Source organism: Polaromonas sp. (genome assembly GCF_018780625.1).
Taxonomy (GTDB): Bacteria; Pseudomonadota; Gammaproteobacteria; order Burkholderiales; family Burkholderiaceae_C; genus Polaromonas.
On the sequence record NZ_JADMJK010000118.1, the window covers coordinates 1 to 26522 of the forward strand.

Consider the following 26522-nt stretch of genomic DNA (forward strand, 5'->3'; position numbering starts at 1 on the left):
GCCGTGACCGACACGACCGCCGGAAAGCGGCTGCCATCCTTGCGGATGTAGGTCAACTCGTAAATGTCCTCGATGCCGCGCGAGGCCTTGAAGACCAGCGCCTCAAAACCCGGCGTGATGGGTGTGTCCAGCTCCATGCTCAGGGCGGCCGCCCGGGCGATCAATTCCCTGGGGTCCGAAATGTCGGCTGGCGTCACCTGGTTGACCACATCCGACGCCGCATACCCCAGCATGCGTTCGGCGCCCACGTTGAAAATCTGGATCACGCCTTTTTCGTCGGTGGCGATGCTGGAGAAGTTGGCGCTGTTGAAAATGGCGTTCTGGAGTGCGCCTGCCTTGAGCAGTGTTTCCTGTCGCCGAAACTCCATGACACCCTCAAGGCTCTTCGGTTTTTCAACCGTGCCATCCATAGGAGCGGTAATCGGCATAAACACTTTCGTTCGAACAGTCACACGTCCGCAGGTGGCCAGTACAAGGAATGCGCTGTAGCCATGTCCGCACGCAGCGTAACAGTTAATTAACAGCTTTCTAATCTAATTAGGGGGATTGCTGCCGCGCCGGCGCTTTTGCGCTGTCCACCCAGCCCAGCCCAGGCCGGCGGGTGCGGTCCCTCAGGCGACACCGGGCACCGTTTATCCGGACCTTCCCCACTATGAACGGCGTCAACTCTTGTTAGGCTGTCAGCCAGCTCGTTTCACCTGGAGTCCGCCTTGTCTTCTCTTTCCCCCGCCGATCAGGCGCACCCGGCTGTGCCCGCCCGCCATGACCTTCACTATCCGTTCTGGCCCAAGCGCCTGCCGCGCAGCATCACACCGCCCGCGACCTCGCTGTGGCACAACCTGGCGGTCAGCGCGCTGCGCTTTCCCGACAAGCCGGCGCTGGTGTTTTTTGACCGCGTGCTCAGCTATGCCGAGGTGCTGCGGCAAGCCGAGCGCCTGGCCGCCACGCTTTGCCGACTGGGCGTGCGCAAGGGCGACCGGGTGCTGCTCGACATGCAAAACTGTCCGCAGTGGGTGATCGCGCACTTCGCCATTCTGCGGGCCAACGCCGTGGTGGTGCCGGTCAACCCGATGAACCGGGCCGAGGAACTCAAGCACTACATCACCGACCCGGACGCCAGGGTCGCCATCACGTCGGCCGACCTGGCGCCTGAACTGGCCAGGGCCAGCGACCAGCTGGCGCCGCAAGCGCGCCTGAGCCACCTGATCGTCACGCACTACAGCGATGCGTTTGACGGGAATGCAGAGAACGACGGCCACGTCGCCCTGCCCGAAGCCTGGCGCGACTGGCTGGGCACCCGGCACGCGCTGCCGGCCCTGCAAGGCGGCGCGGTGACGGCCTGGTTTGACGCGCTCGCCGGCAGCGACGAGCTGCCCGCGCATGCGGTCGGGCCGCAAGACCTGGCCGTGTTGCCCTATACCAGCGGCACCACCGGCCTGCCCAAGGGCTGCATGCACACCCACGCCAGCCTCATGCACAACGCGGTGGGCAGCTGCCTGTGGGGCAATAGCACCTTTGAGAACGTGGTGCTGTCGGTGGTGCCCATGTTTCACATCACCGGCATGGTGTCGGTGATGCATGCCTCGGTCTACGGCGGCTCCACGCTGGTTATCATGCCGCGCTGGGACCGCGAACTGGCCGGGCAACTGATCTCGCGCTGGCGCGTGACGCACTGGACCAACATCCCGACCATGGTGATTGACCTGCTGGCCAGCCCGAACTTTGCCAGCTTTGACCTGAGCAGCCTGGTCTATATCGGGGGCGGCGGCGCGGCCATGCCGCAGGCCGTGGCCCAGCGCCTGTGGGAGCAGTACGGCCTGCGCTTTGCCGAAGGCTATGGGCTGACGGAAACCGCCGCCCCCTCGCACAGCAACCCGCCGGACGCCACCAAGCAGCAATGCCTGGGCGTGCCTTTCATCAGCACCGAGGCGCGCGTGATCGATCCCTTGACCCTGGACGACATGCCGCAGGGCGAGCAGGGCGAGATCATCATGTGCGGGCCGCAGAACTTCCAGGGCTACTGGAAGCGGCCTGAAGCCACGGCGGCCGCCTTCATCGAAAGGGACGGCAAGCGGTTTTTCCGTTCAGGCGATCTGGGGCATGTGGACGAGGAGGGCTATTTTTTCCTCACAGACCGGCTCAAACGCATGATCAATGCCTCCGGCTTCAAGGTCTGGCCGGCCGAAGTGGAGGCGCTGATGTTCAGGCACCCGGCGATTCAGGAGGCCTGCATCATCTCCACCCGCGATGCCTACCGGGGCGAATCGGTCAAGGCCGTGGTGGTGCTGCGCGCCGCCGCCAGGGGTCAGACCAGCGAGGACGACATCATCAACTGGTGCAAGGACAACATGGCCGCCTACAAGTACCCGCGGGTGGTGCAGTTTGTCGATGCGCTGCCCAAAAGCGGTTCGGGCAAGGTCATGTGGCGCGCGCTCCAGGAATCCGAAAGCGGCGATGCTGGTGCGTCAAAGCCTGAAAATAGGCATTGAATAGCCCTTTGGCTCATATTCATCGGGCGCTGGTGGCTATAAAAATCATAGTGAGGATGGCGCCTGCTGAAATTTTCAGCAGCCTGAGCGCGGCTTGATGTTGAAGCGCCTGGCTGGGTTATTCTGCTGACCTGATTGAACTCACCAGCAGCGCCAAGCGAGCGCTGCGCGCACCCATGGCCCCACCTTCCCTTCGCACTCGTCAACCTTCACCCGGAAAGCCGCTGGCGGGCTGGCGCTTGCGCCTGTACACTATCATTTTTGAAGCCGACACCCGCGCCGGGCGATGGTTTGACAAGAGCCTCATTTTCATCATCCTGGCCAGCATTGCCGTGGTGATGGCCGACAGCGTGGAGTCCCTGCATCTTGCGCATGGGCGGATGTTCCAGGTGTTGGAGTGGGGTTTTACCTTCCTTTTTACCGTCGAATACATTGCCCGGCTGGTGTGCGTGCGCCGGCCGCTGCAGTATGCGGGCAGCTTTTTTGGCGTCATTGACTTGCTGGCCGTGCTGCCCACTTACCTGGCGCTGTTTTTTCCCGGACTCCATGCCTTGATTGATGTGCGCGTGCTCAGGCTGCTGCGCGTGTTTCGGGTGTTCAAGCTCACGGCTTACGTGGCTGAATACCAGTCGCTGGGGCGCGCACTGGCTGCCAGCGGCCGCAAAATACTGGTGTTTTTGACGGCGGTGCTGATGCTGGTTCTGGTGATGGGCACGGTGATGTACGTGGTCGAGGGCCGGGAAAACGGCTACACCAGCATTCCCACCTCGATTTACTGGGCCATCAGCACCGTGACCACTGTGGGCTTTGGCGACATCACGCCCAAAACCGATTTGGGACGGCTGATTTCTTCCTTCATGATGCTGCTGGGCTGGGGCATTCTGGCGGTGCCCACGGGCATTGTGACGGCCGAAATGGCCGCGCACCGGCGCACGGAGCAGGCGCATTCGCAGGTCACCACCACGCGCACCTGCCATGAGTGCCTGACCGAAGGGCACACGCCGGACGCCAATTACTGCTTTCATTGCGGCGCCCGGCTGCCGCCCTACCAGCAGCAGGAACCAGCACCCGAATCAATCTGACGCGGCGCGTCAGACGCCGGCGGTGAGCCTGCGCGGCGTGATTTCCACCGAATCGGTGGCCGTGCTCATCCACACGGTGCCGTCCTGAATCGTGATCTGCAGCTGCATGCCGCGCTCGGCCAGTTTGGCCAGCGCCTGGCTCTGGGCCGCTTCAATCTGCCATACCACGAGGTTGGACGCGCGCGTCAGCTTGCTTTCAATGCCTTTCCACCATACCGGCGTGCTGCTTGAAAAGCCGATCACGGTGACGCGCTCGGCGCGGCCGGCCGCGCGCATCAGGCGCTTGTCGTCGGGCTGGCCCACGTCAATCCAGTGCAGCACGGCCTCGGTGTAATCCTTGTGCCACAGGGCGGGCTCGTTCACGTCCCACAGGTCTTTGGCAAATTCAAGTTTGCCTTTTTTGTCGTCGGCCGGCACATTGAGCGCAAATGCCAGCAGGCGGATCATCATGCGTTCATCGGTTTCGGACGGGTGGCGCGCAATGATCACGCTGTGGTCGGCGTAGACGCCGCGGTCCATGTCGGCAATTTGCAGTTGGGCTTTGTGAATGGTGGCTTTGATGGCCATGGGGAATTGTTCTCAGGTGGCGGCCCGTTGGAGCCGCGTTAAACCTGCTATTGGAACAGCCTTTTTGGGCGCGCCATCAAGACCGGCGCGCCGCAGGGCCGTAGCGCGCCGGGTGAACCCGTCCAGAAAGCTTTACTTACTGATGTCACTTCCTCCTACGCGGGGCGTTCGGGCAAGCTGTTAAAAACGAAATTCACAACAAGGACTTCCCGCATGGACACCCCTCAACCCCAAGGCAGCAATGCCAGCACCGCCATTTCCCCGCCAACCCTGACCGAACGGCTGCGCAGCAGCAAGGCGCTGATTCCCACCCTGGCGGTGATGGGCGTGACCGTCATGGCGCTTGCCGCCACCCTGGTGGTTAATCGGTCTGAAGCGCAGCCCGGCGGCGCACCGGCCGTCGCCAAGGCACCGCTGGACAAGGAAAAACTCGTCAGGGCTGAGGCCTTTGCCAAAGCAGAACCAGGCCCGGAAAAAGCAGCTGTAAAGGCACCTGCCAGCACCTTCCGGCACGCGCCTGCCGCCGTCGCCCAGGCACCGAAGGTCGCCGTTTGCAACAATTGCGGCACGGTGGAATCCGTGGTTGCGGTGCAGCGTCAGGGGCAAGTCAACGGTGTAGCGGTGGGCGGCACCACGGTAGGCCTGGGTACGGTGGCCGGTGGTGTCGTCGGCGGTCTGCTCGGCAACCAGGTGGGCGGCGGCAGCGGCAAAACGGCCATGACCGTGCTGGGCGTGGCAGGCGGCGCCTTCGCGGGCAATGCCATCGAGCACAACATGAAGAAAGTCACCAGCTACCAGATGCGTGTCCGCATGAACAACGGCTCGATGCGAACCATTGAGCAGGCCAGTGCCGTCCAGTCGGGCAGCCGGGTGGTGGTCGAGGGCAACACCTTGCGCCTGGCGCCCAGCGTCTCCTCATCCTCTGCGGCGGGATAGCGGGCAGGCAGCGGCGCCGGCCTGCTCCGTCCTGAAACGAACAATGGCCCGGCGTTATGCGAAGATCTGCACTACTTCAGCAAGGAACCCATGAAAGCAATCTGGAATGGCGCAGTGATCGCGCAAAGTGACGAGACGGTGGTGCTTGAGGGTAACCACTATTTTCCCGAAGCCACGCTCAATCGCGACTACGTGACCTTCAGCAACCACCACACCACCTGTTCCTGGAAAGGCCAGGCGAGCTACTACTCGCTGCTGGTCGATGGAGAAATGAATACCGATGCGGCTTGGTATTACCCCGAACCCAAGTCCGGGGCGGAGAGCATCCAGGGGCATGTTGCGTTCTGGAAGGGTGTGAATATTGAACCCTGAAGCGATCGGCGTTCTGTCTGACGCGGACTTTTCCGGCGCTGGCTTATAAGTGACAACAGCGGGGTTGCGCTGACGCCGCTGCACGGCCCGCTTCCCGAGAATTCAGCCATGGTTTTCAAGGAGTTGCTCCCATGTTCAAACACATCCTGGTTCCTGTCGACGGCTCTTCCACCGCACGCCAAGCCATCGGCAAAGCCATGGCGATTGCGGAGGCATTCAAAAGCGAGGTGACGGTCGTCTATGTCATTGACCCCTATGCCTTTACGGGCGTGGGGACGGACTTTGCTTATGGCCAGGCCGAGTACCTCAGTGCGGCGGCGGCCGAGGCCGATGAAGCCATCAAGGCTGCGACGCAGGCTTTTGAGGCGCGCGGCATCAACGCCCGTGGCTCGGTGGTGGAGGGGCATTCGATTTACCGCGGCATTCTTGACGCGGCTGCGTCCGTCAATGCCGACCTGGTGGTCATGGGCTCGCACGGCCGGCGCGGGCTTGAACGCCTGGTGCTGGGCAGCGTCACGGCCCAGGTGCTGTCGCATGCACATTTGTCCGTGCTGGTTGTGCGCGAATAGGCTTGCCGGTAGCGGGCTGAGCGCTCGCACAACGGGCCGGCAACGATCCGCTGGTCTAAAAGCCGGGTGCGCTTTCAAACGTCAGCCTGTGCCCGCTGGCCGGATGCGTCAGCTGCAGCCGGCTGGCGTGCAGCAGCAGGCGCGCTGACCTGGCCTGCACGGCTTCGGGTGCGTACAACTGGTCGCCCAGAATCGGGTGGCCCAGCGCCTGCAGGTGCACGCGCAACTGGTGCGACCGGCCGGTGAGCGGCTCCAGCGCCACACGGGTGCTGTTCGTGGCCGCGTCAAACGCCAGCACCCGCCAGCGGGTCTGGCTGGGTTTTCCCAGCGCCGCGTCAATGATGCGCAAGGGGCGGCGCGGCCAGTCTGCGGCAATCGGCAGGTCAATCAGCCCCCAGCCGTCCGGGCTGGGCGCGGGCGCCAGGCAACCGTCCACCACCGCCAGGTAGGTTTTGTGAATTTCGCGTTGTTCAAAGGACTGGCTGAGCACGCGCTGAATGGCCGGGCTGCGTGCCATCAGCATCAGGCCCGAGGTGGCCATGTCCAGCCTGTGCACGATCAGGGCTTCAGGGTAGCAATGCTGCACCCGGCGGCTCAGGCAATCCTGTTTATCTTCGCCGCGTCCGGGCACGGACAGCAGGCCCGAAGGCTTGTTGAGTACCAGCAGGCTGTCGTCGGCATGTATCAGCGCAAAGCCGGTGGTGAGCGCTGTCATGCGGCCGGGGTCAAGCCCGCGGCGGCGGGAAGTTGTGCACCGGCGGGCTGGCGCGCCTGACTTCGCGCAGCATGAAGAGGTACAGGCTTTCGACCTTCTCGCGTGCCCAGGGGGTCTTGCGCAAGAACTTCAGGCTGGACGCCACGCTGGGTTCGCTGGTAAAGCAGCGGATATTGATGCGCTGCCCCAAGTCCTCCCAGCCGTAGTGTTCGGCCAGCGCCGTGACGATGGTTTCGAGCTTGACACCGTGCAGCGGGTTGCCCGGCTGGTTCAGGGCGGTCGCAGGCGCTGGCGATGCAGCATCGGGAGGACCGGCAGACATCATCATGCGTGGCCTATTTGTTTTTCAGCTTGCCCCGCAATGGCACCTGCGTCACGATCGTCGGGCGGACGGCATCAGGGGACACGGTCTTGGGCGGCGACGTGTCTTTTTTGGGTTTTTTCACCATCTTGCTGGTGTTTTGTTGACCTTTGGCCATGACATTCTCCTGTTAAACAATCCCTAGATTATCAATGCAACTGGATGCACGGACGGTGCGTCCGGTCAATGATTTCAGATCGCACGATCAGCACGGTTTTGGTGAATTCGCAGCGTGCCCGCGAGGGGGGCTGTTGGTGCCGCCGCCGGCAGATCGGCCTGCCGACCGGCTGGTAAGCTTCAGGCCCCATGCCAGTCCACAGCTTTACCGAACTCACCCACCAGCGCGCGTTCATGCGCATGTGGTTTGCCCGCCTTTTCGGAACCACTGGCAACCAGATGCTGATGGTCGCCGTCGGCTGGCAGATGTATGAGCTGACCGGCAGCGCCTGGGACCTGGGGCTGGTCGGCCTGTACCAGTTTGTGCCTGCGCTGCTGCTCACGCTGGTGGCGGGCCATGTCGCCGACCGCCTGCACCGGGGCCGCATCGTGGCGGCCTGCATGGTGACGCAGGCCGGCGTGGCGCTGATTCTGGTGGCCGCCACGCAGGGCTGGGGCGCGTCGTCCGGCTGGGCTTCGCGCGAGCTGCTGCTTGGCGTGTCGGTCATGCTGGGCGTGGCGCGGGCTTTTCAGATGCCGGCCCAGCAGGCCCTGACGCCCATGCTGGTGCCGCCCGTCATGCTGCCGCGCGCCATGGCCTTCAGTTCGGCCGGCATGCAGGCGGCGGTCATCAGCGGACCGGCGCTGGGCGGCGTGATTTTTGTGGCCGGCGCCGCGGCGGTGTATGCCGTTAGCGCCTTTTTGTTTGCCACCGCCTGCGGCTTGATCTGGGTGCTGCGCTACGACCATGTGCCGCCGCCGCGTGAACCGGTTTCGATGCGCACGCTGCTGGCCGGTGCGGAATTTGTCTGGCGGCGCAAGGCGCTTCTGGGCGCTGTGTCGCTGGACCTGTTTGCGGTGCTGCTGGGCGGTGCCACGGCGCTGCTGCCGATGTTTGCCAAGGACATCCTGCATGTCGGTCCATGGGGGCTGGGCCTGTTGCGCGCGGCGCCGGCAGCAGGCGCCTTGCTGATGTCGGTGCTGCTGACGCGCTGGCCGCTGGATCGGCGGGTCGGCCGCATCATGCTGCTGGCTGTGGCGGTTTATGGCGTGTGCATGCTGGTGTTTGGCCTGTCCACCCATTTTGTGCTGTCGCTGGTGGCGCTGGCCGTTTCGGGCGGTGCCGACATGGTGAGCGTGGTGGTGCGCCAGACACTGGTTCAGATTGAAACGCCCAACGACATGCGCGGCCGCGTCAGCGCGGTCAATTCCGTGTTTATCGGCGCGTCAAATCAGCTGGGAGAATTTGAATCGGGCGCGACGGCGGCCTTGCTTGGCCCGGTCGGCTCGGTGGTGGCTGGCGGTATCGGGACGCTGCTGGTGGCCGTGCTCTGGCTCAAGGGCTTTCCCGCGCTGGCCGACCGCGACCGCATGGGTGGGTCGTAGTGCGCTGGTGCGGCGCTTATCGTGGCGGCACGCCGCCCGTTCAACGCCCCTGATTGGCCCGGACGCGGTGCACATCCAGTGCGGTGACGGCACTGGCCTGGTTGCCCCAGGCACTGCGGATATGCGTGAGCACTGTCGCCACTTCGCTGTCGCTGAGCACCAGCACAAACGGCGGCATGCCAAACGGCCTCGGGTTGCCTTGCGTGGCCGGCGCGTAGCCCCCGTTCAGCACAATCTGCACCAGATTGGCGGTCTGCGGCAGGGTCACGGCGCGGTTTCCGGCCAGTGCCGGGTAGGCTTTGGCGACGCCCTGGCCCAAGTCGCCGTGGCATTGCGCGCAATGCTGGTCGTAGAGCTTGGCGCCGCCCGTCAAGACGGCAGATGCCGCGTCCTGAGCCGGTGCGCTGGCAGGGCCTGACCGGGCCTCGGTCTGCTTTTGCTCTTGCTTTTGCGGCAGTTCCTTTAAAAACTGGGCCATCGCGCCCAGGTCTTGCGGGGTCAAATGCTGTGTGCTGCGTTGCACCACCTCCGCCATCGGGCCCAGGACCGAGGCCTGCGGCGAAACGCCGGTTTGCAGCAGGCGCACAACGTCCGCCCGGTCCCACGTGCCCACGCCCGCTTCGTGCGGTGAAACCAGTGACGGCGCGTACCAGTTCTGCATCGGGATCAGCCCGCCCGCCAGGTTGAGCTTGTCGTTGCTCGCGCCCAGCGCGTTGCGCGGGGTGTGGCAGGCGCTGCAGTGGCCCAGTCCATTGACCAGGTAGGCGCCACGGTTCCATTCGGCGTTGCGGCTGGCGTCAGGCTGGTACACGCCGGGGCTGAAATACAGCGCGCGCCACACCGCCAGTGCTGCTTGCGACTGGTAAGGAAAGCGCAGTGCGTGCGGCCGGTTGGCCTGCGCCACGGCGGGCAGGCTGCCCAGGTAGGCAAACAGCGCGTCTGAATCCTCCCGCGTCACCTGCGTGTAGTTGGCATACGGAAAAGCCGGGTAGAGCAGCCGCCCGCTTTTGGAACGCCCATTGTGCATGGCGCGCCAGAAGTGCGCGGGCGACCAGGCGCCCAGGCCGGTTTTGTCATCGGGCGTCAGGTTGGACGTGAAAACGGTGCCAAACGGCGTGTCAATGGCCCGTCCGCCGGCATAGGCTTGTCCGCCGCGCGCGGTGTGGCAGGTCATGCAGTTGCCGGCCAGTGCCAGGTAGGCCCCGCGCGCAATCAGGCTGTCGCTGGCGGCGGCGCGGGCCATGGGCGCCCGCACGTCCACTTCGTCCTGCACGTTGAGCGCCCAGACCATGGCGGCCGCGCCCACGAGCAGCATGCCGAGGCCCAGCGCAAGCTTGGCGATTCTTTTCATTTCAGGGCTTTCAATGAGGCCGTCGGCGCACTGCCGCAGTCGATGGCGGCGGCGCCGTGTGCCAGCGCAGGCACCGTCGTCTGGGGCTTGGTGTTGGCTGGCAAGGGCTGCGCGGCGACCCAGGTGGCGACCGCATTGATGTCGTCCAGCGTCAGCCGCGCCACCACGGCCTTCATGCAGTCCGGGGCATGGGCGCGGCGCTGGCCGGCCTTCCAGGCACCCAGCTGCGCATTGAGGTAGTCGCGCGGCAAGCCCAGCAGGCCCGGAATGTCAGGTGCCACGCCAGTCATGGCCTGGCCGTGGCACTGCACGCAGGCCGGAATCTGCCGCGCCGCGTCGCCCTGCATCGCCAGTTGCTGGCCCAGGCTGAACACGGCAGCCGACGCCGTGACGGGGAGCGGCGCCGGGTAGGGCAGGTCAAGGCGGGAGAAATACTGCGCAATCTCCATCAGGTAGGCGTCGCCAGCAGGGCCGCCCAGCGGCTCCAGCAGCTGCGTCATCAGGCCGTAGTGGCGCCGCCCATCGCGAAAGTTGAGCAACTGGTTGTAGAGGTAGCCGGCCGGCTTGCCGGCCAGGCGCGGGTAATAGCCGTCGGGTGCGGCGCGTCCCTGCGGGCCATGGCATGCGGTGCAGGCCAGGGTGCGCTGCGCGATGGTGTCTTCAAAGGGTGCCGCGGCGCGGGCAAGCCCGGGCAGGCCGCACGCGATCAGCAAGAACGCGGCAAGTCCACGCGCCAGGAGATAAAAAGGGGTGTTTGTCATGGAAAAAATCATGCCTCATTCAATCGGGTCTCAAAAGCCTTGCGCTGGAGTGAGGGCAGGTGGCCCGCACCGGACTGGCAGGCAAGGAGGCAATCCGCGTGCCGAGACTGGCTCTTTATGGGGGGGATGGCCCCGTTCGGGGCGCGTCCTGATTTTGCCTCAGGCCGCCCGATGTGCCCGTGCCGGACGCCGATGCCCGTGCCTGGCCGGGGGCAAGCGGCGATCAAAAAGGCAGCGCAATCACCACGTCAGAGGCCGGGTATGCCACGCAAGGCAGGATGCAGCCCGCCTGCTTTTCTTGCGCGCTCAGGCCTGGCCATTCGATGCGGTACAGCACCTGGCCACTGACCAGCTGGCACAGGCAGGTCCGGCAGGTGCCGTTGCGGCATGAACTCGCCAGCGCCAGTCCCGCCCGCTCTGCCGCCTGCAGCAGCGGCACTGAAGCCGGCGCCGCAAACGCGGGGCCGCCGGCGTGAATGCGCGCCTCAAAGACAGCGCAGGCCGGATCTGCTGGATTTACTGGATCTGCCGGGCCGGACTGGTTAGTCGCAAGGGGTGAGGGCGGGAGGGCGGGCATAGGGTCCAAATGCTTGATTTTGCAGCAGGCGCCGAGGCGGCTGCGTACTGGCTTTGCCGCAAGCCCAAGCGGCCGCGTTGCGATTTGCGCGACAATTCCGCCTCCCGACCCTTTCCCTCACTGATTCACAAGCGATTTTTCCATGTCCAGCTACTCCGTTCGTCCCGCCACCGCCCGCGATGCCAAAGCCATTGCCGAAATTCACGTTGCCGCCTGGCAAGTCGCCTACAAGGATGTGATGCCTGCGGACTACCTCAAGTCGATGACGGTCGAAAAGCGCCAGGCCTACTGGCGCGAAGCCATTGAATTCAGCGAGCCGCAACTGCTGGTCGCGACTGAAGGCGAGCAAGTCGTCGGTTTTGTCGGCTACGACCGCTCGCGCGACGCCGGTACCCGCTCCACCATGGGCGAAATCTGGGCCATGTATGTGGCACCAGCGCACTGGCGCCAGGGCGCCGGCCTGGCGCTGTGGGACGGCGCCCGCGACGGCCTGAAAGAAGAAGGCTGCACGCAGGTGAGCATGTGGGTACTGCTGCGCAACGAGGCGGCGCTGAATTTTTGCGAATATGCCGCAGGCTTCAAGCGCGAAATGCCCTCGCTCAAGACGGTCGCCTTCGGCACCGAGAAGCTCGAAGAAATCCGCCTCAAGCGCGCGGTGGACTGACGATTTAACTTTTAGCCGGCCAGCCGACGGTTTGCGCCAGCAGGATTTGCTGGTCGGGCTCCAGCCCCATGGCCTGCGACAGCGCGTGGCGGTCAAACCAGGCGCGGATCACGGTTGACAGCCCGGCCGAGGCGCAAAACAGGTACACGTTTTGCGCCATCGCCCCCGCAGACATCGACGCATACGACTCGCGCTGCGCGACCGGAACGGCCTTGATGCGGGCGTGGTCGGCCACAAAAATCAGCTCCAGCGGGGCGCGGTCCACAAAGTCCTGGTAGCCGGTGACGCGCCGCACGTCGGTCGTGCTCACCAGCTTCAGGGCGTGGGCCGACGCGTCATAGCAGTACAAGCCTTCGGGCAGCGCCACATAGACATCAATTTCCTGTGAATTCATGGCGCTCGGGACCGTGCGCCCCTGCAGTTCGGGCCGGTTGACGCCCGCAGCCGCCCACAGCAGGTCCGACAGGGTCTGTGCCTGCAGCGGCGTGGCGTCAAAGTCCCGCCTGGACTGGCGCTGTTGCAAGGCCTGCATCAGCGGCAGGCCGCCCCCGGTTTGCGGCGCCGGCAGCGTCAGCAGGCGAGCGGCGTCGCCCTGTGCAGGCTGTGGCTTGAGTTGGCCAATCATTCCCAAGGCCATTTTGGTCAGTGTGTTCACGGCGGCTCCCAGAGGTGAGGACAGTGCGCCCATGCTAGGCGCGCCGTATCGCCGGGGCTTGCTTTGCATCAAGTGGGCGGCCATTGGCCATTGGCCAGCCCCATGCGGCTCAGGACGGCACCTGTACCTCGCCTTCCTCGTCGGGCATCAGCGGCGTGCCTTCGTCCGGCTCGACCGGCAACTCCAGGCCTTCCTGTTCCTCGTCGTCCTCGGAGGGGCCCCGGTGCGGGTGGCCGTGGCTGACCGGGCCGGTTCTGCGGATAGCGCTTGCGGTGGCAGGCATGTGACATCTCCTTCAAAACTTGATCATCCCGGTTTGAACGGCAGGTGCTTTAACCAAGAGCAAACAAACCGCAAACAAACATGAAACAGCCGGCCAAAATTCCGGCTTTTCTGCCGATAAACCGTCATTTGTCCTACAAACGATGCCTGCGGCGCCGCACAGGACGCAGGCCTGGCCTGGTTTTAAACTGAATCACAGATCTTTAAAAGGAAAACAGCATGGAAAAATTCAACGTGACGACCGGCATCCCGTCGGACAGCGCCGTTCACCGTGGCCTGGACTCGGCAGGCGCGGCGCTGCACAGCACCATCGACAAGGTCGCGGAGCCTGCGCGCAGCACGGTGGACCGCATGTCCACCGCAGCGCATGAAACCGTCGACAAGCTTGCCAGCAACGCGTCCCATGTGGTCGACCGTTTCGCAGACCAGACACGGCGCATAGCAGAGGCGCCTTCCCGCACGCTGGAGTATTCCAGATCGTGGGTGCAGGACAGGCCGCTCGAAGCGGTGGGCGCGGCACTGGCGCTCGGGTTTATCCTGGGCCGGCTGACCTCGCGCCGATGACGCGAACGCCTGCCTGTCATTCGGGCATTTTTTAAACCGTCCCCGGACGGTTTTTTTGTGGGCGCCCATGCCCTGTTGCCCCTATTCTTGCGACGCAAGGCTGCTATCCTTCAGCCCGGCCTTGCCTGGCCCGCCCACCCTCCACAACACTAAAAATAAATTATGGCCACCAGCCTGCTTGCACTGATTGATGACATTGCCTCCATACTGGACGATGTGGCGCTGCTTTCCAAGGTGGCCGCCAAAAAAACGGCGGGTGTGCTGGGCGACGATCTGGCGCTCAATGCCCAGCAGGTGTCCGGCGTCAAGGTGGACCGGGAACTGCCCGTGGTCTGGGCCGTGGCCAAGGGCTCGTTCATCAACAAGGCCATTTTGGTGCCGGCCGCGCTGGCGATCGGTGCCTTTGCGCCCTGGGCCGTGACGCCGCTGCTGATGGTGGGCGGTGCCTTTCTTTGCTATGAAGGGTTTGAAAAACTGGCCCACCGGTTCCTGCACAGCGCCGCCGAGCTGGAGGCGCAGCACCAGGCGCTGGTGTCTGCGCTGGTGGACCCCCACGTGGATTTGCTGGCGCTGGAAAAAACCAAGATCAAGGGCGCCATTCGCACCGACTTCATCTTGTCGGCCGAAATCATCGCCATCACGCTGGGAACGGTGCAGGGCAGCCCCTTCATCACGCAGGTGGCGGTGCTCAGCAGCATCGCGATCGTCATGACGGCAGGCGTCTACGGCCTGGTGGCCGGCATTGTCAAAATTGACGATGCCGGGCTGTACCTGAGCGAGCGTGCTGGCATCAGCGCCTGGGATCGCTTTCGGCGCAGCCTGGGACGGGGCATTTTGCTGGCCGCGCCGTGGCTCATGAAAGGCCTGTCCCTGGCCGGCACGGTCGCCATGTTTCTGGTCGGTGGCGGCATTTTGACCCATGGCTTGACCCCCCTGCATCACCTGATCGAGGCGGTGACCCAATGGGCCCGTGATGTGAGCGCACTGCTGGGCGCCATCACGCCGCTGGCCATCGATGGCCTGTTGGGCGTCGTCGCCGGGGCGCTGGTCCTGCTGGGGGTCAGCGGCATCAAGCGAATCAAAGGATAAGCCGATTGACGCCGGGATGAGGCGCTTTGGGACCGCGTATTGACAAGAAATGCGGGCAGCAGGGGATTATTTAGCGGGGATGCGCCGTCCATCTGTTAAAACACGGGGTCTTTTCTTTCTGACTGCCTTGCCCATGCCTACTTTTTTTTCCGTGACCGCCGTCACGCTTGCTGAAACAACCGCCGCCCCGGCCTCCACCCTGATCGAGTGGAAGGAAGCGGGTGTGGCGCATTCGGCGCTCTGGCGTTCCGAGCGCGGCGCGCCGCCGCCCCGGCGCATCGTCGAGGCCGACGACACCATGGCCGCCGACACCGCCTACCGGCTGGCCTGCGAAGGCACCGGCCTGCTCTGGCGCGGCGATTTCCAGAATGCGCGGCAGATGGTGCAGGCGCTGGCCAGGCGCATCGACAAGCCGCCCAAGGCTTCCAAGCTGGCCCGGGTTGCGCAGAAGAAAGCCGCCGACAACGCCGTCTCCGGCGTGCCGGCCGGCCAGGAGTTTCACCTGCACCGCCAGGCCCAGTCGCAGCGCGCCCGGGTGCTGGGCATGGTGCTGATCGAGTTTGGCGCTGACTACGGCATCGACCTGCGCCGCGCGCCCGATGCCAAGCAGGCTTGTGCCGAAGCCTGGGGTGCGCCCGGCGAAGATGCCCAGCCCAGCGTGGCGTCGCTGCGCGAATTGATGGGTGTCATCAGCGCCCATGAGTGGCGCAAGAAGGGCGTTGAAATCCCGGCCCTGGGCAAGGCGCCCAACAACCGCATCCATCCGCACTACGGCGTGTTTTCGCCGGTGCGCGGCGAGTATGTCGACCTGGTGGCCAACGCGCCCTTGCCGGTCAACCGGACGTCCAAATATGTCGCCTTCGACATCGGCACCGGCACCGGCGTGCTGTCGGCCGTGCTGGCGATGCGCGAGGAAGTCGATCAGGTGGTTGCAACCGACATGGACCCGCGCGCGCTCGAATGCGCGCGCGAAAACATCTACCGCCTGCGCCTGCCCAACCCGGTCAAGGTGATGCAGGCCGACCTGTTTCCCGAGGGACAGGCGTCCGTCATCGTCTGCAACCCGCCGTGGCTGCCGGCGCGTCCCGGCTCGCCGCTTGAAGGCGCCGTGTACGACGAAAACAGCCGCATGCTGCTGGGCTTCCTCAAGGGGCTCCCAAGCCACCTGGCGCCGGGCGGCGAAGGCTGGCTGATCCTGTCCAATTTTGCCGAAAAACTGGGCCTGCGCACCCGCGCGGAGCTGCTGGTCGCCATCAAGGACGCGGGGCTCAAGGTGCTGGGCCGCATTGATGCCAAGCCCGAGCACCCCAAGGTGGCCGATGAAAGCAACCCGCTGCACAAGGCGCGCGCTGCCGAAGTGACCTCGCTCTGGCGCCTGGCTGTCGCCTAGCCTTTTCCAGTCGTGACCATCCTGCTCGCGCCCATGGAAGGGCTGCTGGACTTCGTGCTGCGCGACATCCTGACCCGGGCCGGCGGCATTGACCGCTGCGTGTCCGAATTCATCCGCATCACCGACCAGCTGCTGCCCGAGCGCGTGTTCACCCGGATCGTGCCTGAACTGCACAATGGCGGCCACACGCTGGCCGGTGTGCCGGTGCGGGCCCAGCTGCTGGGCTCGGATCCGTCCTGCATGGCCGACAACGCGGCGCTTCTTGCCAGCCTGGGCCCGGCCGGCATCGACCTGAACTTCGGTTGCCCGGCAAAAATAGTGAACCGCCACGGCGGCGGTGCCGCGCTGCTGGAGCAGCCTGAAACCATTGCCGCCATCGTGTCGGCGGTGCGCCGCAGCGTGCCCGCCCATGTGCCGGTGTCGGCCAAGATGCGGCTGGGCTACCACGACGATTCGCGCGCGGTGGAATGCGCGCTGGCCATGGCCGAGAGCGGGGCCGAAGAACTGGTGGTGCATGCCCGCACCAAGGCGCAGGCCTACCGGCCGCCGGCCTACTGGGAGCGCATTGCCGACATTCGCGCCGCCGTGCGGATTCCGGTGGTCGCCAACGGTGAAATCTGGACGGTGGATGACGCGCGCCGCTGCCGCGAAGCGTCGGGCTGCGACATGCTGATGCTGGGGCGCGGCGCCGTCAGCGATCCAGGTCTGGCGCTGGCGATCAAGGCCGACCTGCTGGCGTCCAGGGACCCGGCGCCCATCGGCTGGCCCGCGCTGGTGCCGCTGCTGGCGCAATTCTGGTTTCTGGTGTGTACCCGGCTCGATGCGCGATCGCGGCCCGGACGGCTCAAGCAGTGGCTCAATTTTTTGCGCCGCAGTTTCCCCGAGGCTGAAACCGCCTACCAGCAGCTCAAGGGCGTCAACGACCCGGTCCTGATAGACGCCTGGCTGGCCGGCATGGCGGCGCCTTAGTCATTCAACCAGGGCCACCGACTTCACCTGCGCCCACACCGGCTTGCCCGGCAACAGCTGGAGCGCAGCGACGGCGCGCGCGGTAATGCGCGCCAGCAAAACGGTCTCGCCGCAAGCCAGCCGCAGCAAGGCCTGCGATGGATGGGCGTCGGGCGCGACCGACTGGACCACGCAGGGCAAAAGGTTCTGGATGCTGGTGCGCTGCGGGGCCTCGGTGCTCACGCTGACATCGCGCGCCAGCACCCGCAGGCGAACCCGCCGGCCAAGCGCTACGCCACTGTCGCGCAGCCACAGGCTGCCGCCTGCAAACTTGACCCTTGCCAGATGCCATTGCGCGTCGCGCTCCTGCACCGTCCCCTCCAGCAGGGCGCCCATGTCTTCACCCAGCACCACGGGGGTTTCAATGCCTGCCAGCACCTGCGCCGCCGGTCCGGCGGCAGTCACTTGTCCGCGCGCAAGCACCACCAGCGTGTCGGCCAGGCGCGCTACCTCGTCAGCCGCATGGGTGACGTAGAGCATGGGAATGTGGATTTCGTCGCGCAGCCGCTCCAGCCAGGGCAGGATGTCCTGGCGGCGTGCGTGGTCCAGCGAGGCCAGCGGCTCGTCCAGCAGCAACAGCCGGGGCTGCATGGCCAGCGCGCGGGCAATGGCCACGCGCTGGCGTTCACCGCCCGACAGTTGATGAGTGCGGCGCTTGCGCAGTGGCCCGATGCCCAGCAGTTCCACGGCCGCGTCCAGCGTCGCCCGCTGCTTGCCTCTGCCCGCGCGGCGCAGGCCGTATTCCAGGTTGCCCTGCACATCCAGGTGGTCAAAAAGACTGGCTTCCTGAAACACATAGCCCAGCGGCCGGCGCCAGGGCGGCAAAAAAACCTGTTGCGCGTCGTCTTGCCATACCGCATCGGCAATTTTTATCTGTGCGTGGTGCGGCCGCTCCAGCCCTGCCACGCAGCGCAGCAGCGTGGTCTTGCCGGAGCCCGAGGCGCCAAACAGCACCGTGATGCCGCGTGCCGGCAGCAGCAAGTCCACTTCCAGTGTGAAGTCGGGTCGCGCCTGGGTCAAGCGGATGACGTTGTCAGCGCCGCTCACAGCAACACCCTGGCGCTGCGCCGGTTGAGCAGCCCCAGCCCCAGCAGCACCACAAAAGAAAACAGCAGCATGCCGCCGGCCAGCCAGTGCGCCTGCGCGTATTCCATGGCTTCCACATGGCCGTAGATCTGGGTGGACACCACGCGGGTCTGGCCCGGGATGTTGCCGCCTATCATCAGCACCACGCCAAACTCGCCCACCGTGTGCGCAAAAGTCAAAATGGCGGCGGTCACAAAGCCCGGCCGTGCCAAGGGCAGTGCTACCGTCAAAAATGCATCCAGCGGCCGGGCGCGCAGGGTGGCGGCCACTTCCATCGGCCGCGTGCCAATGCCCTCAAACGCGTGCTGCAGCGGTTGCACTGCAAAAGGCAGTGAATAAACCAGCGAGCCCATCAGCAGCCCGGTAAAGGTGAACGTCAAGGTGCCCAGGCCCAAAAACTGCGTCAGTTGGCCGCCTGGCCCGTTGGGGCCCAGCGTCACCAGCAGGTAAAAACCCAGCACGGTGGGCGGCAGCACCAGGGGCAGGGCCACCACAGCGCCTATGGGCGCCCGCCAGCGCGAGGTGGTGCGCGCCAGCCACCAGGCCAGCGGGGTGGCCAGCAGCAGCAGCAGCACGGTGGTCAGGCTGGCGAGCTTGAGCGTGAGCCCTATGGCGTCCAGGTCGGCCGCGCTGAAGTTCATGGGGGCGCCTGGCGCTCGTAGCCAAAGGCGCGCATGATGCCCTGCGCCTTGTCGCCTGTGAGATAAGCGGCCAGCGCGGCAGCGGCAGGGTTGTCCTTGCCGGCGGCGAGTATGACCGCATCCTGCCTGATGGGCGCATGCAGATGGGCTGGCACCACCCAGGCCGAGCCCTCGGAGATTTTTCCGTCAGACATCACCTGCGACAGGGCCAAAAAACCCAGCGCCGCGTTGCCGGTGGCTACAAATTGGTAGGCTTGCCCGATGCTCTCGCCTTGAACCATTCGGGCCTGGAGGCTCTGCAGCAGCCCGAGCTTGGCCAGCGTCTGCGCGGCCGCTGCGCCATAGGGCGCCAGTTTGGGGTCGGCGATTGCGAGGCGCGCAAAAGTGCCATGGCGCAGCACCTCGCCTTTGCCATCGACCAGTCCGGCTTGTTTGCTCCAGAGCACCAGCCTGCCAACGGCATAGGTAAAGCGTGTGCCTGACACGGCGAGGCCATCTTGCACCAGGCGGGCAGGGGTTGTGTCATCGGCCGCCAGCAGGACCTGAAACGGCGCGCCATTCCTGATCTGGGCATAAAACTTCCCCGTGGCGCCAAACGAAAGCACCGCTTTGTGGCCGGTGTCCTGCGCGAAGGCCGCCGCTATCTTTTGCATGGGGGCCGTGAAGTTGGCCGCAACGGCGACGCTCACCTCTGCCGCGCAGGCCTGTCCCGCGCCGAAGGCGGCAAGCATGACAAGCAGACGAGAGAGTTTTTTCACGATGAACCGCTATGCTGATCAGGGATAGCGAAGTATAGCCGTGGTGCCTCTTTTCCTGCTTCTGGCGACACAATAGGCGCACGATGAAACCCACACCACAACTGACCAATGCGCTGGGCTACGAGGTGGCCGACAAACGGCTGGACATCCTGCAGCGCATCGGCGAGGCCGGCTCCATTTCCGAGGCCGCGCGCGGCGCTGGTGTGAGCTACAAGGCGGCATGGCAGGCCATCGACACCCTGAGCAATCTGGCGGGCACTGCGTTGCTGGAGCGCACGGTGGGCGGCGCTGGCGGCGGCGGGGCACAACTGACGCCAGCGGGCCGGCAACTGTTGCAGGCCGCGCAATGGCTGGCGCACGCCAGGGCGCAGGTGTTGGCCCAGCTCGATTGCCGGCCTGCCGACGCGCTGGCAGGCGTGACCCGTTTTGCCGCGCTGGGGCTGCGCACCAGCATGCGCAACCAGTTGCCATGCACCGTGACGGCCCTTGAACCACAGGGCCAGGCCATGCGGGTGGCGCTGGCTTTGGCAGATGGGAGCGCCCTGTTTTCGCGCATCACCCGCGAAAGCGCCGAGTTGCTGGCCCTGCAGCCGGGCCAGGCTGTGCTGGCCCTGTGCAAGGCCACGGCGGTGGATGTTGTGCGCACCGGCGAGCCGGTTCAGGGGCGCAACCGGCTTCAGGGGCATGTCACGCGGTGCTCGCGCGCCGCCGCTGGCGGCGAAGCGTCACTGGCGCTGGGCAGCGGCCTGCAATTGGTGGGTTTCGTGGGGCCGGCCAGTGGTGTGAAGGCGCGCAGTCCGGCGCTTGCCTATGTCGATGAGGCTGCGGTGGTGGTGGCTTTGCCGGGCTGATGCAGGCGCGCAAAGCATCAGCTCCGGAATCCGGCGAGAATCCACAGCCTCTGGCAGCCCGCGCTGCAATCCTTAATGACACCCTCGAAAGACAACATGAACAACGCCATTTACACCGCCTCGATTCCCGTTTTCAGGCAAATGCTGGGCGGCCTCAGCGAGGTGCTGGGCAAAGCCCAGGCCCATGCGGACGCCAGGAAAATAGACCCCAACGCGCTGCTGCAGGCCCGCCTGTTTCCTGACATGTTCCCGCTGCTGCGCCAGGTGCAGGTCGCCACCGACTTTGCCAAAAGCGTGGCAGCCCGCCTGGCCGGCGTGGAAGTGCCCAAGCTGGACGACAACGAGAAGACCTTTGCCGACCTGCAGGCGCGCATCGCCACCGTGCTGGCCTTCATCGAAGGGCTGGACCCCGCCCAATTTGAAGGCGCTGCCACGCGCGAAATCGTCAGCCAGGCCGGAACGCCCAAGGAAAAGCGCTTCACCGGCCAGTCCTACCTGCTCAACTACGGCCTGCCGCATTTCTTCTTTCACACCACCACAGCGTATTCCATCTTGCGCCACAACGGCGTGGACGTGGGCAAGAAGGACTACATCGGCGCGTACTGAAGGCCGGGCGTTTGCCCGTCACTCCAGCGCGCTGGCCGGGCCAAAAAACTCGTAGCGGGTCTGGGCTTCGGGCACGCCGAGTTCGCGCAGCTGCTTCTTGACCTGCCGCATGAAGGGCTTGGGGCCCAGGAAATACGCATCCACATCGCGTGAGGCCGGCAGCCAGGCGGCCAGTTGCGCGCTGCTGAGCCGGCCGGTGGCGTGCGGCGCACCTGCTTCGTCGGCATGCTCGTCATAAACGTAAAAGCGCTTGAGCTGCGCGTGCCGGGTGTTGCGCGCGTCAATTGCATCGCGAAACGCGTGCGCGCTGCGGTTGCGCGCAAAGTGAATAAAGTGCACCGGCCGCGTGCCCTGCAGGGCCGCATCCAGCATCGCCAGCGTCGGCGTGATGCCCACGCCGCCGCTGATCAGCACCACCGGCTTGTCGCCATCGGCCAGCACAAAGTCACCCACTGGCGGAGACAGTTCCAGCAGATCGCCTTCATGCACTTGGTCGTGCAGGTAGTTTGATGCGACGCCGCCCGCCTCGCGCTTGACACTGATGCGGTAATCGCGGCCGTTGGGCGCGGCCGACAGCGAGTAGTTGCGGCGGATTTCCTGGCCGTTGACCACCAGGCGCAGGCCGATGAACTGGCCGGGCACAAAGCTGGCCAGCGCGCCGCCGTCCTGGGGTTCGAGGTAGAACGACGTGATCTCGGCGCTTTCGGCCGCCTTGCGCGCCACCCTGAACGCCCGCCCGCCGCGCCAGCCGCCCGGCGCAGCGGCCACGTCGGCGTAGACCTTTTCTTCGGCGCCTATCAAAATGTCGGCCAGCTGCTGGTAGGCCGCGCCCCAGGCGGCCAGCACCTTGTCGGTGGCGGTTTCGGCGCCCAGCACTTCGCGAATGGCGCGCAGCAGGCACGCGCCCACGACGGGGTAGTGGGCAGGATCAATCTGCAGCGACACATGCTTGCTGACGATTTGCGATACCAGCCCGCCGAGCTGCTCCAGCTTGTCAATGTTGCGGGCGTACATCAGCACGCCATTGGCCAGCGCGCGCGGCTGGTCGCCGCTGGCCTGGTGTGCCTGGTTGAAGAAGGGCCGCACCTCGGGGTGTTCGGCCAGCATGATGTTGTAGAAGTGCGTGGTCAGCGCTTCGCCGCCGCTCTCGAGCAGGGGGACGGTGGATTTGACAATGGCACGTTGTTCGGGGGTCAGCATGAATTCTCCAGAAGGTGGCCGGGTTGCCGCGCCGTATGCGAAGCAGGATCCATGGCCGGGTCCGACTCCTTATTCAATAACCGTGCCAGAAAAAACATTGATATAAATCAACTGCTTATCAAGATATGGAAAATAATAGAGTCAAAAAGATACTTCCAGTAAGTAGTCTTTTTGATTCTTTAAGGAGTCCATTTGATGACAAAACCAATGCTGCAGGCGCTGGTGCCACTGGTCGATGACCTGGCCCGCGAGTTGCCCGACGGCGAGCGTTACCGCCGGCTGCTGGAAGCCGTGCGGGCCTTGCTGCCCTGTGATGCGGCCGCGCTGCTGCGGCTGGACGGTGGCTGGCTGGTGCCGCTGGCCGTGGACGGCCTGAGCCGCGACACGCTGGGCCGGCGCTTCAAGGTGGACGAGCACCCGCGCTTCAAGCTGCTGCTGGCGGCCGACGGCCCTACGCGCTTTGCGGCCGACAGCGCGCTGCCCGACCCGTATGACGGCCTGGTCGAGGGCCTGCAAGGGCAACTGGAAGTGCACGACTGCATGGGCTGCCCGGTGCAGGTCGGCGAACAACCGTGGGGCTTGCTCACGCTGGACGCGCTGGGCAAGGAGCGGCTCTCGGCCGTGGACCTGGGCGACCTGCAGGCCTTTGCCAGCCTGGCCGCCGCCACGGTCAGCGTGGTGCAGCGCATGGAAGGCCTGGCGCTGCGGGTGGAAGACGAGCGCCAGCGCGCCGACAGCTTCCGTGCGCTGGTGGCTGAAAAAGCCGCGCCGCCCACGCTGATGGGCCACAGCCCCGCGCACCAGCGCTTGCTGGAAGAAATCGCCGTGGTGGGCAACAGCGCGCTCACGGTGCTGCTGCTGGGTGAAACCGGCGTTGGCAAGGAACTGGTGGCCCAGGCGCTGCACGCCGCGTCGCCCCGCGCCGCGCGTCCGCTGGTCAGCCTGAACTGCGCGGCACTGCCCGAAACGCTGGTGGAAAGCGAGCTGTTTGGCCATGTGCGCGGTGCGTTTTCCGGGGCCGTGGCGGACCGGCGCGGCAAGTTCGAACTGGCTGACGGCGGCACGCTGTTTCTTGATGAAGTGGGCGAGTTGTCGCTGGCGGTGCAGGCCAAGCTGCTGCGCGTGCTGCAGGGCGGGCAACTGCAGCGGCTGGGCTCGGACCGCGAGCACCAGGTCGATGTGCGGGTGATTGCCGCCACCAACCGCGACCTGGCCCACGAAGTGCGCGCCGGACGCTTTCGCGCTGACTTCTACCACCGGCTCAGCGTCTACCCGCTGGTGGTGCCGCCGCTGCGCGAGCGCGGCCATGACGTGCTGATGCTGGCCGGCTATTTTCTGGAGCAAAACCGGTCCCGGCTGGGGCTGGGCGGCTTGCGCCTGGGTGCCGGTGCGCAGGCCGCCCTGCTGGCCCACGACTGGCCCGGCAACGTGCGCGAACTGGAGCATCTGGTGGGCCGCAGCGCGCTCAAAGCCCTGACCGGCCAGGCCAAACGGCCCCGCATCGTGAGCCTGACGGCGGCGCATTTTGATTTGCAGCCGCCGCGCAAGGCCGCCGCGCAAGCCCCCGACGCCAGCGAAGTGACCGAGGCGGCGCCCGCCCTGGATTTGCGCACCTCGATGGAGGCGCACCAGCGCCAGCGCATTGAAGCGAGCCTGGTGCGGCATCATTACAACTGGGCGTCGGCCGCGCGGGAACTGGGCTTGCACCGCGCCAACCTGGTCAGGCTGGCAAAAAGGCTGGGCTTGAGTGCCAGACGCGGGGTTGAACCCTGAAAACAGGGATTGGCCGTTTTTGGTCGTCATGGCGACTGAAAAGGTAGAAAAAAAGCCGCGTTCTCAGGTCATGCGCCCCTTGTTGCTCACCACCCGGCAGCCAGTGATGCGCCACGCCTTGTCTTTTTGCCGCTGCAGGCTGTAAATAGCCAGCCACTCGTCACCGCGTGCGTCCAGCATCTGCACCCGCTGAATCACCTGGCCGTCCTTGCTTTCGGGCCTTAAAAAGGCAACCGAAGCGGGGCGGTAGATCGCCGGGTAGCTGCGCCGCACCAGGGCCATGAAGCCCGCTGCCGTGCCTACGGCCTGGCGCACATTGGGGGCGGCATAAGAAAACGCCTTGCTGGCGTCATCCCTGGCCAGGGCCGTGAGCTGGCCTTGTACCACGGCATGCACGCTTTTTTCGTCGGCCGCTGAAAGCGCGGTGGCCTGGGCGGGCGCCAGCAGCATCACGGCGGCCACGAGCGCGGCCAGTCGCCTTGCCAGCGATGCCATCAGGAAATGCGAAGTAGCTGTCATCTGGAGGCCTCCCGGCGTCGGTTGAAAAGGCGCGGAGCATGTTGTGTCGTCATCATGCCGCAAGTGCTTCCAAAAAGTACGCACAAGGCGGGATTCTGGATGTTGGGGGCTTTGCGGGCGTTTTGGCGCTGGCGTCCTACCTCGCCTTCAGCTGCCCGGGCACCATGCAGGCGTCCCTCTGTGTTACAAAATATGCACAGCGATTCCCCCGCAGGACGCAATTCCGCATGGAACAACTTACCTGGAAAAATTTATGGACAGCACCAGCAGCGCCGAGTGGTACGCGCAACTCACCAAACCTTTTTTTGCGCCGCCCGCTTTCCTGTTTGGCCCGGTCTGGAGCGTGCTCTACGTCATCATCGCCATTAGTTTTGGCTATGTGCTGGTGCAGTACCTGAAGCGGCGCTTGCCATTTGGGCTGCTGCTGCCTTTTATTTTGAACCTGGTGTTCAACGCGGCCTACACGCCAATCCAGTTCGGCCTGAAGAACAACCTGCTGGCCAGCGCCGATATTTTGCTGGTGCTGGGTACGCTGGTCTGGGCCCTGGCCGCCATCTGGCGCCGCACGCGCTGGGTGGCGTATGTGAACATCCCCTACCTGCTGTGGGTGGCGTTTGCCACGGTGCTGCAGCTCAGCATCACCTGGCTCAATCGTTAGCCCCCATCAAACCGCGTGTGCTTTGTCCCTGGCGGCGCCCCTAGAATCGGGGCTTGGTGTGGTCCTTGCCGCGCCTGATCCTGTCAGGCGCCCGCCGTTGCGCCGCCCTTTTTTCCCTCCTCACCTGTATCGGGTCATCGCATGTCTCTTGAAATTCTGGAAGCCCAAACCGGCGAAAACCCCGTCGCCACCATTCTCATCCTGCACGGCCTGGGCGCTGACGGGCGCGACTTTGTGCCGATTGCCGAGCAGCTCGATCTGTCCAGCATAGGGCCGGTGCGCTTTCTGTTTCCGAGTGCGCCGCACATGCCGGTGACCATCAACGGCGGATACACCATGCCCGCCTGGTACGACATCCTGGGCGCCGACCTGGTCAGCCGCCAGGACGAAACCGGCATGCGTCAGACACAGGCGTTGATGGAAACCATCATTGCGAACGAAAAATCGCGCGGCATGCCCGCCAATCGCATCGTGGTGGCCGGTTTTTCGCAAGGCTGTGCCATGGCGCTGATGGCCGGCCTGCGCCATACCGAGCGGTTGGCCGGCATTGCGGGCCTGTCGGGCTATTTGCCGCTGGCTGAAAAAACCGCTGCCGAAGGCAGCGAAGCGAACCGGGATGTGCCGATCTTCCTGGCCCACGGCACCCGCGACGGCGTGGTGGTGCTGCCGCGCGCCACCGACACGCGCGACGCGCTGCTGGCCCTGGGCTATCCGGTGGAGTGGCACGACTACCCGATGGAACATTCGGTCTGCCCGCAGGAGATTGCCGACCTGGCGCAATGGTTGCGACGCGTACTGGCCTGAGAGGCGCGATATACGGTGAAAAATGAGCGCTGCGCAGGCTAAAGCGGTGAGGGCTGGGTGCTTTCGTAACCGTCTGGCGCATGATCGCCAGAAGACCTTTCAAGTTCCTGATCGCGTATGAAAAACAGGCGGTTCAAATCTTCCTCGGCGTCGTCTGCTTCTGCCGCTTGCCTGGCGGTCAATGCCTGGGCAACAGGTGCAACAGCGGCAACAGGGGCTGCGGCCATCATGGGCGCTGCCAGTTTTGCTGTCTCATCCAGCCAGAATTTCTTGTCGGGCAGCGTGGTGTAGGGGCAGCTGTCCGCCATTTCCAGTTGCCACGAAATGCCGTGCAGCCATTGCGAGGCCTGCGGGTCAAAGCGCACGGCATCGGCCATCACCTCGTTTTGCAGCGCCTGGGCGTAGTGCATGAGCCGTGGATCCCAGTGCTTGACGATCAGCCGCATGTGCAGGCCGGCGCCGCGGCTGATGCTGGAGACCACCAGCATTTTCATGTCAATCCATTGCGCCGGGATGCCGTGTCTGCGCAGGAGATCGCGCAGCAGTACATGGGCCAGTTGGCTCCGCGTGGCGTTTTCCGACCCCTCCAGTATGGACGGGGGGTTGTCGTGCGGGTTTTCGGCTTTAGGGGGCAGCGTTGGTGCAGATGCAG

32 protein-coding genes are annotated in these 26522 nt (G+C 65.0%); 16 read left to right on the top strand and 16 right to left on the bottom strand.

Annotated features, from left to right (window positions below):
- The coding region (locus IV091_RS10230) for a PAS domain S-box protein (protein ID WP_293468303.1) at positions 1 to 368 on the bottom strand (368 nt) is incomplete at its 3' end.
- A gap of 342 nt (positions 369 to 710) precedes the next feature.
- Between IV091_RS10230 and IV091_RS10235 the strand changes: the two genes are divergently transcribed.
- Positions 711 to 2489 carry a long-chain fatty acid--CoA ligase gene (locus IV091_RS10235; protein WP_293468305.1) on the top strand — a complete coding sequence of 593 codons (1779 nt, stop codon included), beginning with the start codon at positions 711 to 713 and terminating at the stop codon, positions 2487 to 2489.
- 176 nt (positions 2490 to 2665) lie between these two features.
- Positions 2666 to 3571: an ion transporter gene (locus IV091_RS10240; protein WP_293468307.1), complete on the top strand. Its 906-nt coding sequence runs from the start codon at positions 2666 to 2668 to the stop codon at positions 3569 to 3571.
- A gap of 9 nt (positions 3572 to 3580) precedes the next feature.
- Here the strand turns inward: IV091_RS10240 and IV091_RS10245 are convergent, their stop codons facing one another.
- Entirely contained in the window at positions 3581 to 4138 is a 558-nt protein-coding gene (locus tag IV091_RS10245) for a YaeQ family protein (RefSeq protein ID WP_293468309.1), read from the bottom strand.
- A gap of 213 nt (positions 4139 to 4351) precedes the next feature.
- Between IV091_RS10245 and IV091_RS10250 the strand changes: the two genes are divergently transcribed.
- From IV091_RS10250 to IV091_RS10260, 3 genes are all read left to right on the top strand, one after another.
- Positions 4352 to 5074: a glycine zipper 2TM domain-containing protein gene (locus IV091_RS10250; protein ID WP_293468311.1), complete on the top strand. Its 723-nt coding sequence runs from the start codon at positions 4352 to 4354 to the stop codon at positions 5072 to 5074.
- A 90-nt stretch (positions 5075 to 5164) separates the two neighbouring features.
- A complete protein-coding gene (locus tag IV091_RS10255) occupies positions 5165 to 5446 on the top strand; it encodes a DUF427 domain-containing protein (RefSeq protein ID WP_293468313.1) in 282 nt (93 codons plus the stop codon).
- A 131-nt stretch (positions 5447 to 5577) separates the two neighbouring features.
- Complete coding sequence (locus IV091_RS10260) at positions 5578 to 6015, top strand: universal stress protein (protein ID WP_293468315.1); 438 nt, start codon at positions 5578 to 5580, stop codon at positions 6013 to 6015.
- Positions 6016 to 6070: 55 nt separating this feature from the next.
- Here IV091_RS10260 and IV091_RS10265 read toward each other — a convergent pair whose 3' ends face one another.
- Genes IV091_RS10265 through IV091_RS10275 form a run of 3 tightly spaced genes read right to left on the bottom strand, consistent with a single transcriptional unit; the run spans position 6071 to position 7209 of the window.
- Positions 6071 to 6730, bottom strand: a complete 660-nt coding sequence (locus tag IV091_RS10265) for a pseudouridine synthase (protein ID WP_293468317.1) — start codon at positions 6728 to 6730, stop codon at positions 6071 to 6073.
- Positions 6731 to 6740: 10 nt separating this feature from the next.
- A complete protein-coding gene (locus IV091_RS10270; protein WP_293468360.1) occupies positions 6741 to 7052 on the bottom strand; it encodes a VF530 family protein in 312 nt (103 codons plus the stop codon).
- A gap of 13 nt (positions 7053 to 7065) precedes the next feature.
- The gene (locus tag IV091_RS10275; RefSeq protein WP_293468319.1) at positions 7066 to 7209 is read right to left on the bottom strand and encodes a hypothetical protein; all 144 of its coding nucleotides are present in this window, start codon (positions 7207 to 7209) and stop codon (positions 7066 to 7068) included.
- A 188-nt stretch (positions 7210 to 7397) separates the two neighbouring features.
- Here IV091_RS10275 and IV091_RS10280 point away from each other — a divergent pair, with 188 nt between their 5' ends.
- The gene (locus IV091_RS10280) at positions 7398 to 8633 is read left to right on the top strand and encodes an MFS transporter (protein ID WP_293468321.1); all 1236 of its coding nucleotides are present in this window, start codon (positions 7398 to 7400) and stop codon (positions 8631 to 8633) included.
- A 40-nt stretch (positions 8634 to 8673) separates the two neighbouring features.
- On the opposite strand, the gene IV091_RS10285 is transcribed toward IV091_RS10280, so the two are convergent.
- From IV091_RS10285 to IV091_RS10295, 3 genes are all read right to left on the bottom strand, one after another.
- Entirely contained in the window at positions 8674 to 9984 is a 1311-nt protein-coding gene (locus IV091_RS10285) for a cytochrome c (protein ID WP_293468323.1), read from the bottom strand.
- Positions 9981 to 10745, bottom strand: a complete 765-nt coding sequence (locus tag IV091_RS10290) for a c-type cytochrome (RefSeq protein ID WP_293468325.1) — start codon at positions 10743 to 10745, stop codon at positions 9981 to 9983. Before IV091_RS10290 ends, IV091_RS10285 begins: the two co-directional genes overlap by 4 nt.
- Positions 10746 to 10968: 223 nt before the next feature.
- Complete coding sequence (locus IV091_RS10295) at positions 10969 to 11322, bottom strand: 2Fe-2S iron-sulfur cluster binding domain-containing protein (RefSeq protein ID WP_293468327.1); 354 nt, start codon at positions 11320 to 11322, stop codon at positions 10969 to 10971.
- A 142-nt stretch (positions 11323 to 11464) separates the two neighbouring features.
- Here IV091_RS10295 and IV091_RS10300 point away from each other — a divergent pair, with 142 nt between their 5' ends.
- Positions 11465 to 11986, top strand: coding sequence for a GNAT family N-acetyltransferase (locus IV091_RS10300; protein WP_293468329.1), 522 nt, complete (start codon positions 11465 to 11467; stop codon positions 11984 to 11986).
- Positions 11987 to 11990: 4 nt separating this feature from the next.
- Here the strand turns inward: IV091_RS10300 and IV091_RS10305 are convergent, their stop codons facing one another.
- Together IV091_RS10305 and IV091_RS10310 are read right to left on the bottom strand one after the other, a co-directional pair.
- On the bottom strand, positions 11991 to 12641 hold the full coding sequence (locus IV091_RS10305; protein ID WP_293468331.1) for a SagB/ThcOx family dehydrogenase: 651 nt from the start codon (positions 12639 to 12641) through the stop codon (positions 11991 to 11993).
- 109 nt (positions 12642 to 12750) lie between these two features.
- The gene (locus IV091_RS10310; RefSeq protein ID WP_293468333.1) at positions 12751 to 12924 is read right to left on the bottom strand and encodes a hypothetical protein; all 174 of its coding nucleotides are present in this window, start codon (positions 12922 to 12924) and stop codon (positions 12751 to 12753) included.
- A 218-nt stretch (positions 12925 to 13142) separates the two neighbouring features.
- Here IV091_RS10310 and IV091_RS10315 point away from each other — a divergent pair, with 218 nt between their 5' ends.
- From IV091_RS10315 to IV091_RS10330, 4 genes are all read left to right on the top strand, one after another.
- Positions 13143 to 13487 (top strand): hypothetical protein, encoded by a 345-nt coding sequence (locus IV091_RS10315; protein ID WP_293468334.1) that lies wholly within the window; start codon positions 13143 to 13145, stop codon positions 13485 to 13487.
- A gap of 162 nt (positions 13488 to 13649) precedes the next feature.
- Positions 13650 to 14576 (top strand): DUF808 domain-containing protein, encoded by a 927-nt coding sequence (locus IV091_RS10320; RefSeq protein ID WP_293468336.1) that lies wholly within the window; start codon positions 13650 to 13652, stop codon positions 14574 to 14576.
- 133 nt (positions 14577 to 14709) lie between these two features.
- Complete coding sequence (locus IV091_RS10325; RefSeq protein ID WP_293468338.1) at positions 14710 to 15966, top strand: class I SAM-dependent methyltransferase; 1257 nt, start codon at positions 14710 to 14712, stop codon at positions 15964 to 15966.
- Positions 15967 to 15978: 12 nt separating this feature from the next.
- Positions 15979 to 16935, top strand: coding sequence for a tRNA-dihydrouridine synthase (locus tag IV091_RS10330; RefSeq protein WP_293468340.1), 957 nt, complete (start codon positions 15979 to 15981; stop codon positions 16933 to 16935).
- Here the strand turns inward: IV091_RS10330 and modC are convergent, their stop codons facing one another.
- From modC to modA, 3 genes are read right to left on the bottom strand one after another with little or no spacing between them, the layout of a single operon-like run.
- Entirely contained in the window at positions 16936 to 18021 is a 1086-nt protein-coding gene (gene modC, locus IV091_RS10335) for a molybdenum ABC transporter ATP-binding protein (RefSeq protein ID WP_293468342.1), read from the bottom strand.
- On the bottom strand, positions 18018 to 18701 hold the full coding sequence (gene modB, locus IV091_RS10340; RefSeq protein WP_293468344.1) for a molybdate ABC transporter permease subunit: 684 nt from the start codon (positions 18699 to 18701) through the stop codon (positions 18018 to 18020). Before modB ends, modC begins: the two co-directional genes overlap by 4 nt.
- Entirely contained in the window at positions 18698 to 19432 is a 735-nt protein-coding gene (gene modA / locus IV091_RS10345) for a molybdate ABC transporter substrate-binding protein (protein ID WP_293468362.1), read from the bottom strand. Before modA ends, modB begins: the two co-directional genes overlap by 4 nt.
- Before the next feature lie 110 nt (positions 19433 to 19542).
- Here modA and IV091_RS10350 point away from each other — a divergent pair, with 110 nt between their 5' ends.
- A complete protein-coding gene (locus IV091_RS10350) occupies positions 19543 to 20310 on the top strand; it encodes a TOBE domain-containing protein (RefSeq protein ID WP_293468346.1) in 768 nt (255 codons plus the stop codon).
- A gap of 96 nt (positions 20311 to 20406) precedes the next feature.
- Positions 20407 to 20916, top strand: coding sequence for a DUF1993 family protein (locus IV091_RS10355; RefSeq protein WP_293468364.1), 510 nt, complete (start codon positions 20407 to 20409; stop codon positions 20914 to 20916).
- 18 nt (positions 20917 to 20934) lie between these two features.
- Here IV091_RS10355 and hmpA read toward each other — a convergent pair whose 3' ends face one another.
- Positions 20935 to 22116, bottom strand: coding sequence for an NO-inducible flavohemoprotein (gene hmpA / locus IV091_RS10360; RefSeq protein WP_293468348.1), 1182 nt, complete (start codon positions 22114 to 22116; stop codon positions 20935 to 20937).
- Positions 22117 to 22308: 192 nt separating this feature from the next.
- On the opposite strand from hmpA, the gene norR reads away from it, so the two are divergent.
- Entirely contained in the window at positions 22309 to 23889 is a 1581-nt protein-coding gene (gene norR / locus IV091_RS10365; protein ID WP_293468350.1) for a nitric oxide reductase transcriptional regulator NorR, read from the top strand.
- A 63-nt stretch (positions 23890 to 23952) separates the two neighbouring features.
- On the opposite strand, the gene IV091_RS10370 is transcribed toward norR, so the two are convergent.
- Positions 23953 to 24408, bottom strand: coding sequence for a DUF4864 domain-containing protein (locus tag IV091_RS10370; RefSeq protein ID WP_293468352.1), 456 nt, complete (start codon positions 24406 to 24408; stop codon positions 23953 to 23955).
- Positions 24409 to 24451: 43 nt separating this feature from the next.
- Between IV091_RS10370 and IV091_RS10375 the strand changes: the two genes are divergently transcribed.
- Both IV091_RS10375 and IV091_RS10380 read left to right on the top strand, forming a co-directional pair.
- On the top strand, positions 24452 to 25066 hold the full coding sequence (locus tag IV091_RS10375; protein WP_293468354.1) for a TspO/MBR family protein: 615 nt from the start codon (positions 24452 to 24454) through the stop codon (positions 25064 to 25066).
- 141 nt (positions 25067 to 25207) lie between these two features.
- Positions 25208 to 25870: an alpha/beta hydrolase gene (locus IV091_RS10380; RefSeq protein ID WP_293468356.1), complete on the top strand. Its 663-nt coding sequence runs from the start codon at positions 25208 to 25210 to the stop codon at positions 25868 to 25870.
- A gap of 38 nt (positions 25871 to 25908) precedes the next feature.
- On the opposite strand, the gene IV091_RS10385 is transcribed toward IV091_RS10380, so the two are convergent.
- Positions 25909 to 26522 (bottom strand): hypothetical protein (locus IV091_RS10385; protein WP_293468358.1); only part of this gene is annotated, 614 nt, incomplete at its 5' end.

Excerpts from the sequence above, each read along its gene's own strand:
- IV091_RS10380 (WP_293468356.1), top strand. The coding sequence starts at position 25,208 with ATGTCTCTTGAAATTCTGGAAGCCCAAACCGGCGAAAACCCCGTCGCC.
- modA (WP_293468362.1), bottom strand. The coding sequence starts at position 19,432 with ATGCTTGCCGCCTTCGGCGCGGGACAGGCCTGCGCGGCAGAGGTGAGC.
- IV091_RS10315 (WP_293468334.1), top strand. The coding sequence starts at position 13,143 with ATGGAAAAATTCAACGTGACGACCGGCATCCCGTCGGACAGCGCCGTT.
- IV091_RS10255 (WP_293468313.1), top strand. The coding sequence starts at position 5,165 with ATGAAAGCAATCTGGAATGGCGCAGTGATCGCGCAAAGTGACGAGACG.
- IV091_RS10300 (WP_293468329.1), top strand. The coding sequence starts at position 11,465 with ATGTCCAGCTACTCCGTTCGTCCCGCCACCGCCCGCGATGCCAAAGCC.
- modB (WP_293468344.1), bottom strand. The coding sequence starts at position 18,701 with ATGAACTTCAGCGCGGCCGACCTGGACGCCATAGGGCTCACGCTCAAG.
- IV091_RS10275 (WP_293468319.1), bottom strand. The coding sequence starts at position 7,209 with ATGGCCAAAGGTCAACAAAACACCAGCAAGATGGTGAAAAAACCCAAA.
- IV091_RS10370 (WP_293468352.1), bottom strand. The coding sequence starts at position 24,408 with ATGACAGCTACTTCGCATTTCCTGATGGCATCGCTGGCAAGGCGACTG.
- IV091_RS10290 (WP_293468325.1), bottom strand. The coding sequence starts at position 10,745 with ATGACAAACACCCCTTTTTATCTCCTGGCGCGTGGACTTGCCGCGTTC.
- IV091_RS10350 (WP_293468346.1), top strand. The coding sequence starts at position 19,543 with ATGAAACCCACACCACAACTGACCAATGCGCTGGGCTACGAGGTGGCC.
- IV091_RS10325 (WP_293468338.1), top strand. The coding sequence starts at position 14,710 with ATGCCTACTTTTTTTTCCGTGACCGCCGTCACGCTTGCTGAAACAACC.
- IV091_RS10355 (WP_293468364.1), top strand. The coding sequence starts at position 20,407 with ATGAACAACGCCATTTACACCGCCTCGATTCCCGTTTTCAGGCAAATG.
- IV091_RS10245 (WP_293468309.1), bottom strand. The coding sequence starts at position 4,138 with ATGGCCATCAAAGCCACCATTCACAAAGCCCAACTGCAAATTGCCGAC.
- IV091_RS10240 (WP_293468307.1), top strand. The coding sequence starts at position 2,666 with ATGGCCCCACCTTCCCTTCGCACTCGTCAACCTTCACCCGGAAAGCCG.
- IV091_RS10260 (WP_293468315.1), top strand. The coding sequence starts at position 5,578 with ATGTTCAAACACATCCTGGTTCCTGTCGACGGCTCTTCCACCGCACGC.
- hmpA (WP_293468348.1), bottom strand. The coding sequence starts at position 22,116 with ATGCTGACCCCCGAACAACGTGCCATTGTCAAATCCACCGTCCCCCTG.
- IV091_RS10270 (WP_293468360.1), bottom strand. The coding sequence starts at position 7,052 with ATGTCTGCCGGTCCTCCCGATGCTGCATCGCCAGCGCCTGCGACCGCC.
- IV091_RS10280 (WP_293468321.1), top strand. The coding sequence starts at position 7,398 with ATGCCAGTCCACAGCTTTACCGAACTCACCCACCAGCGCGCGTTCATG.
- IV091_RS10250 (WP_293468311.1), top strand. The coding sequence starts at position 4,352 with ATGGACACCCCTCAACCCCAAGGCAGCAATGCCAGCACCGCCATTTCC.
- IV091_RS10265 (WP_293468317.1), bottom strand. The coding sequence starts at position 6,730 with ATGACAGCGCTCACCACCGGCTTTGCGCTGATACATGCCGACGACAGC.
- IV091_RS10285 (WP_293468323.1), bottom strand. The coding sequence starts at position 9,984 with ATGAAAAGAATCGCCAAGCTTGCGCTGGGCCTCGGCATGCTGCTCGTG.
- IV091_RS10320 (WP_293468336.1), top strand. The coding sequence starts at position 13,650 with ATGGCCACCAGCCTGCTTGCACTGATTGATGACATTGCCTCCATACTG.
- IV091_RS10295 (WP_293468327.1), bottom strand. The coding sequence starts at position 11,322 with ATGCCCGCCCTCCCGCCCTCACCCCTTGCGACTAACCAGTCCGGCCCG.
- IV091_RS10310 (WP_293468333.1), bottom strand. The coding sequence starts at position 12,924 with ATGCCTGCCACCGCAAGCGCTATCCGCAGAACCGGCCCGGTCAGCCAC.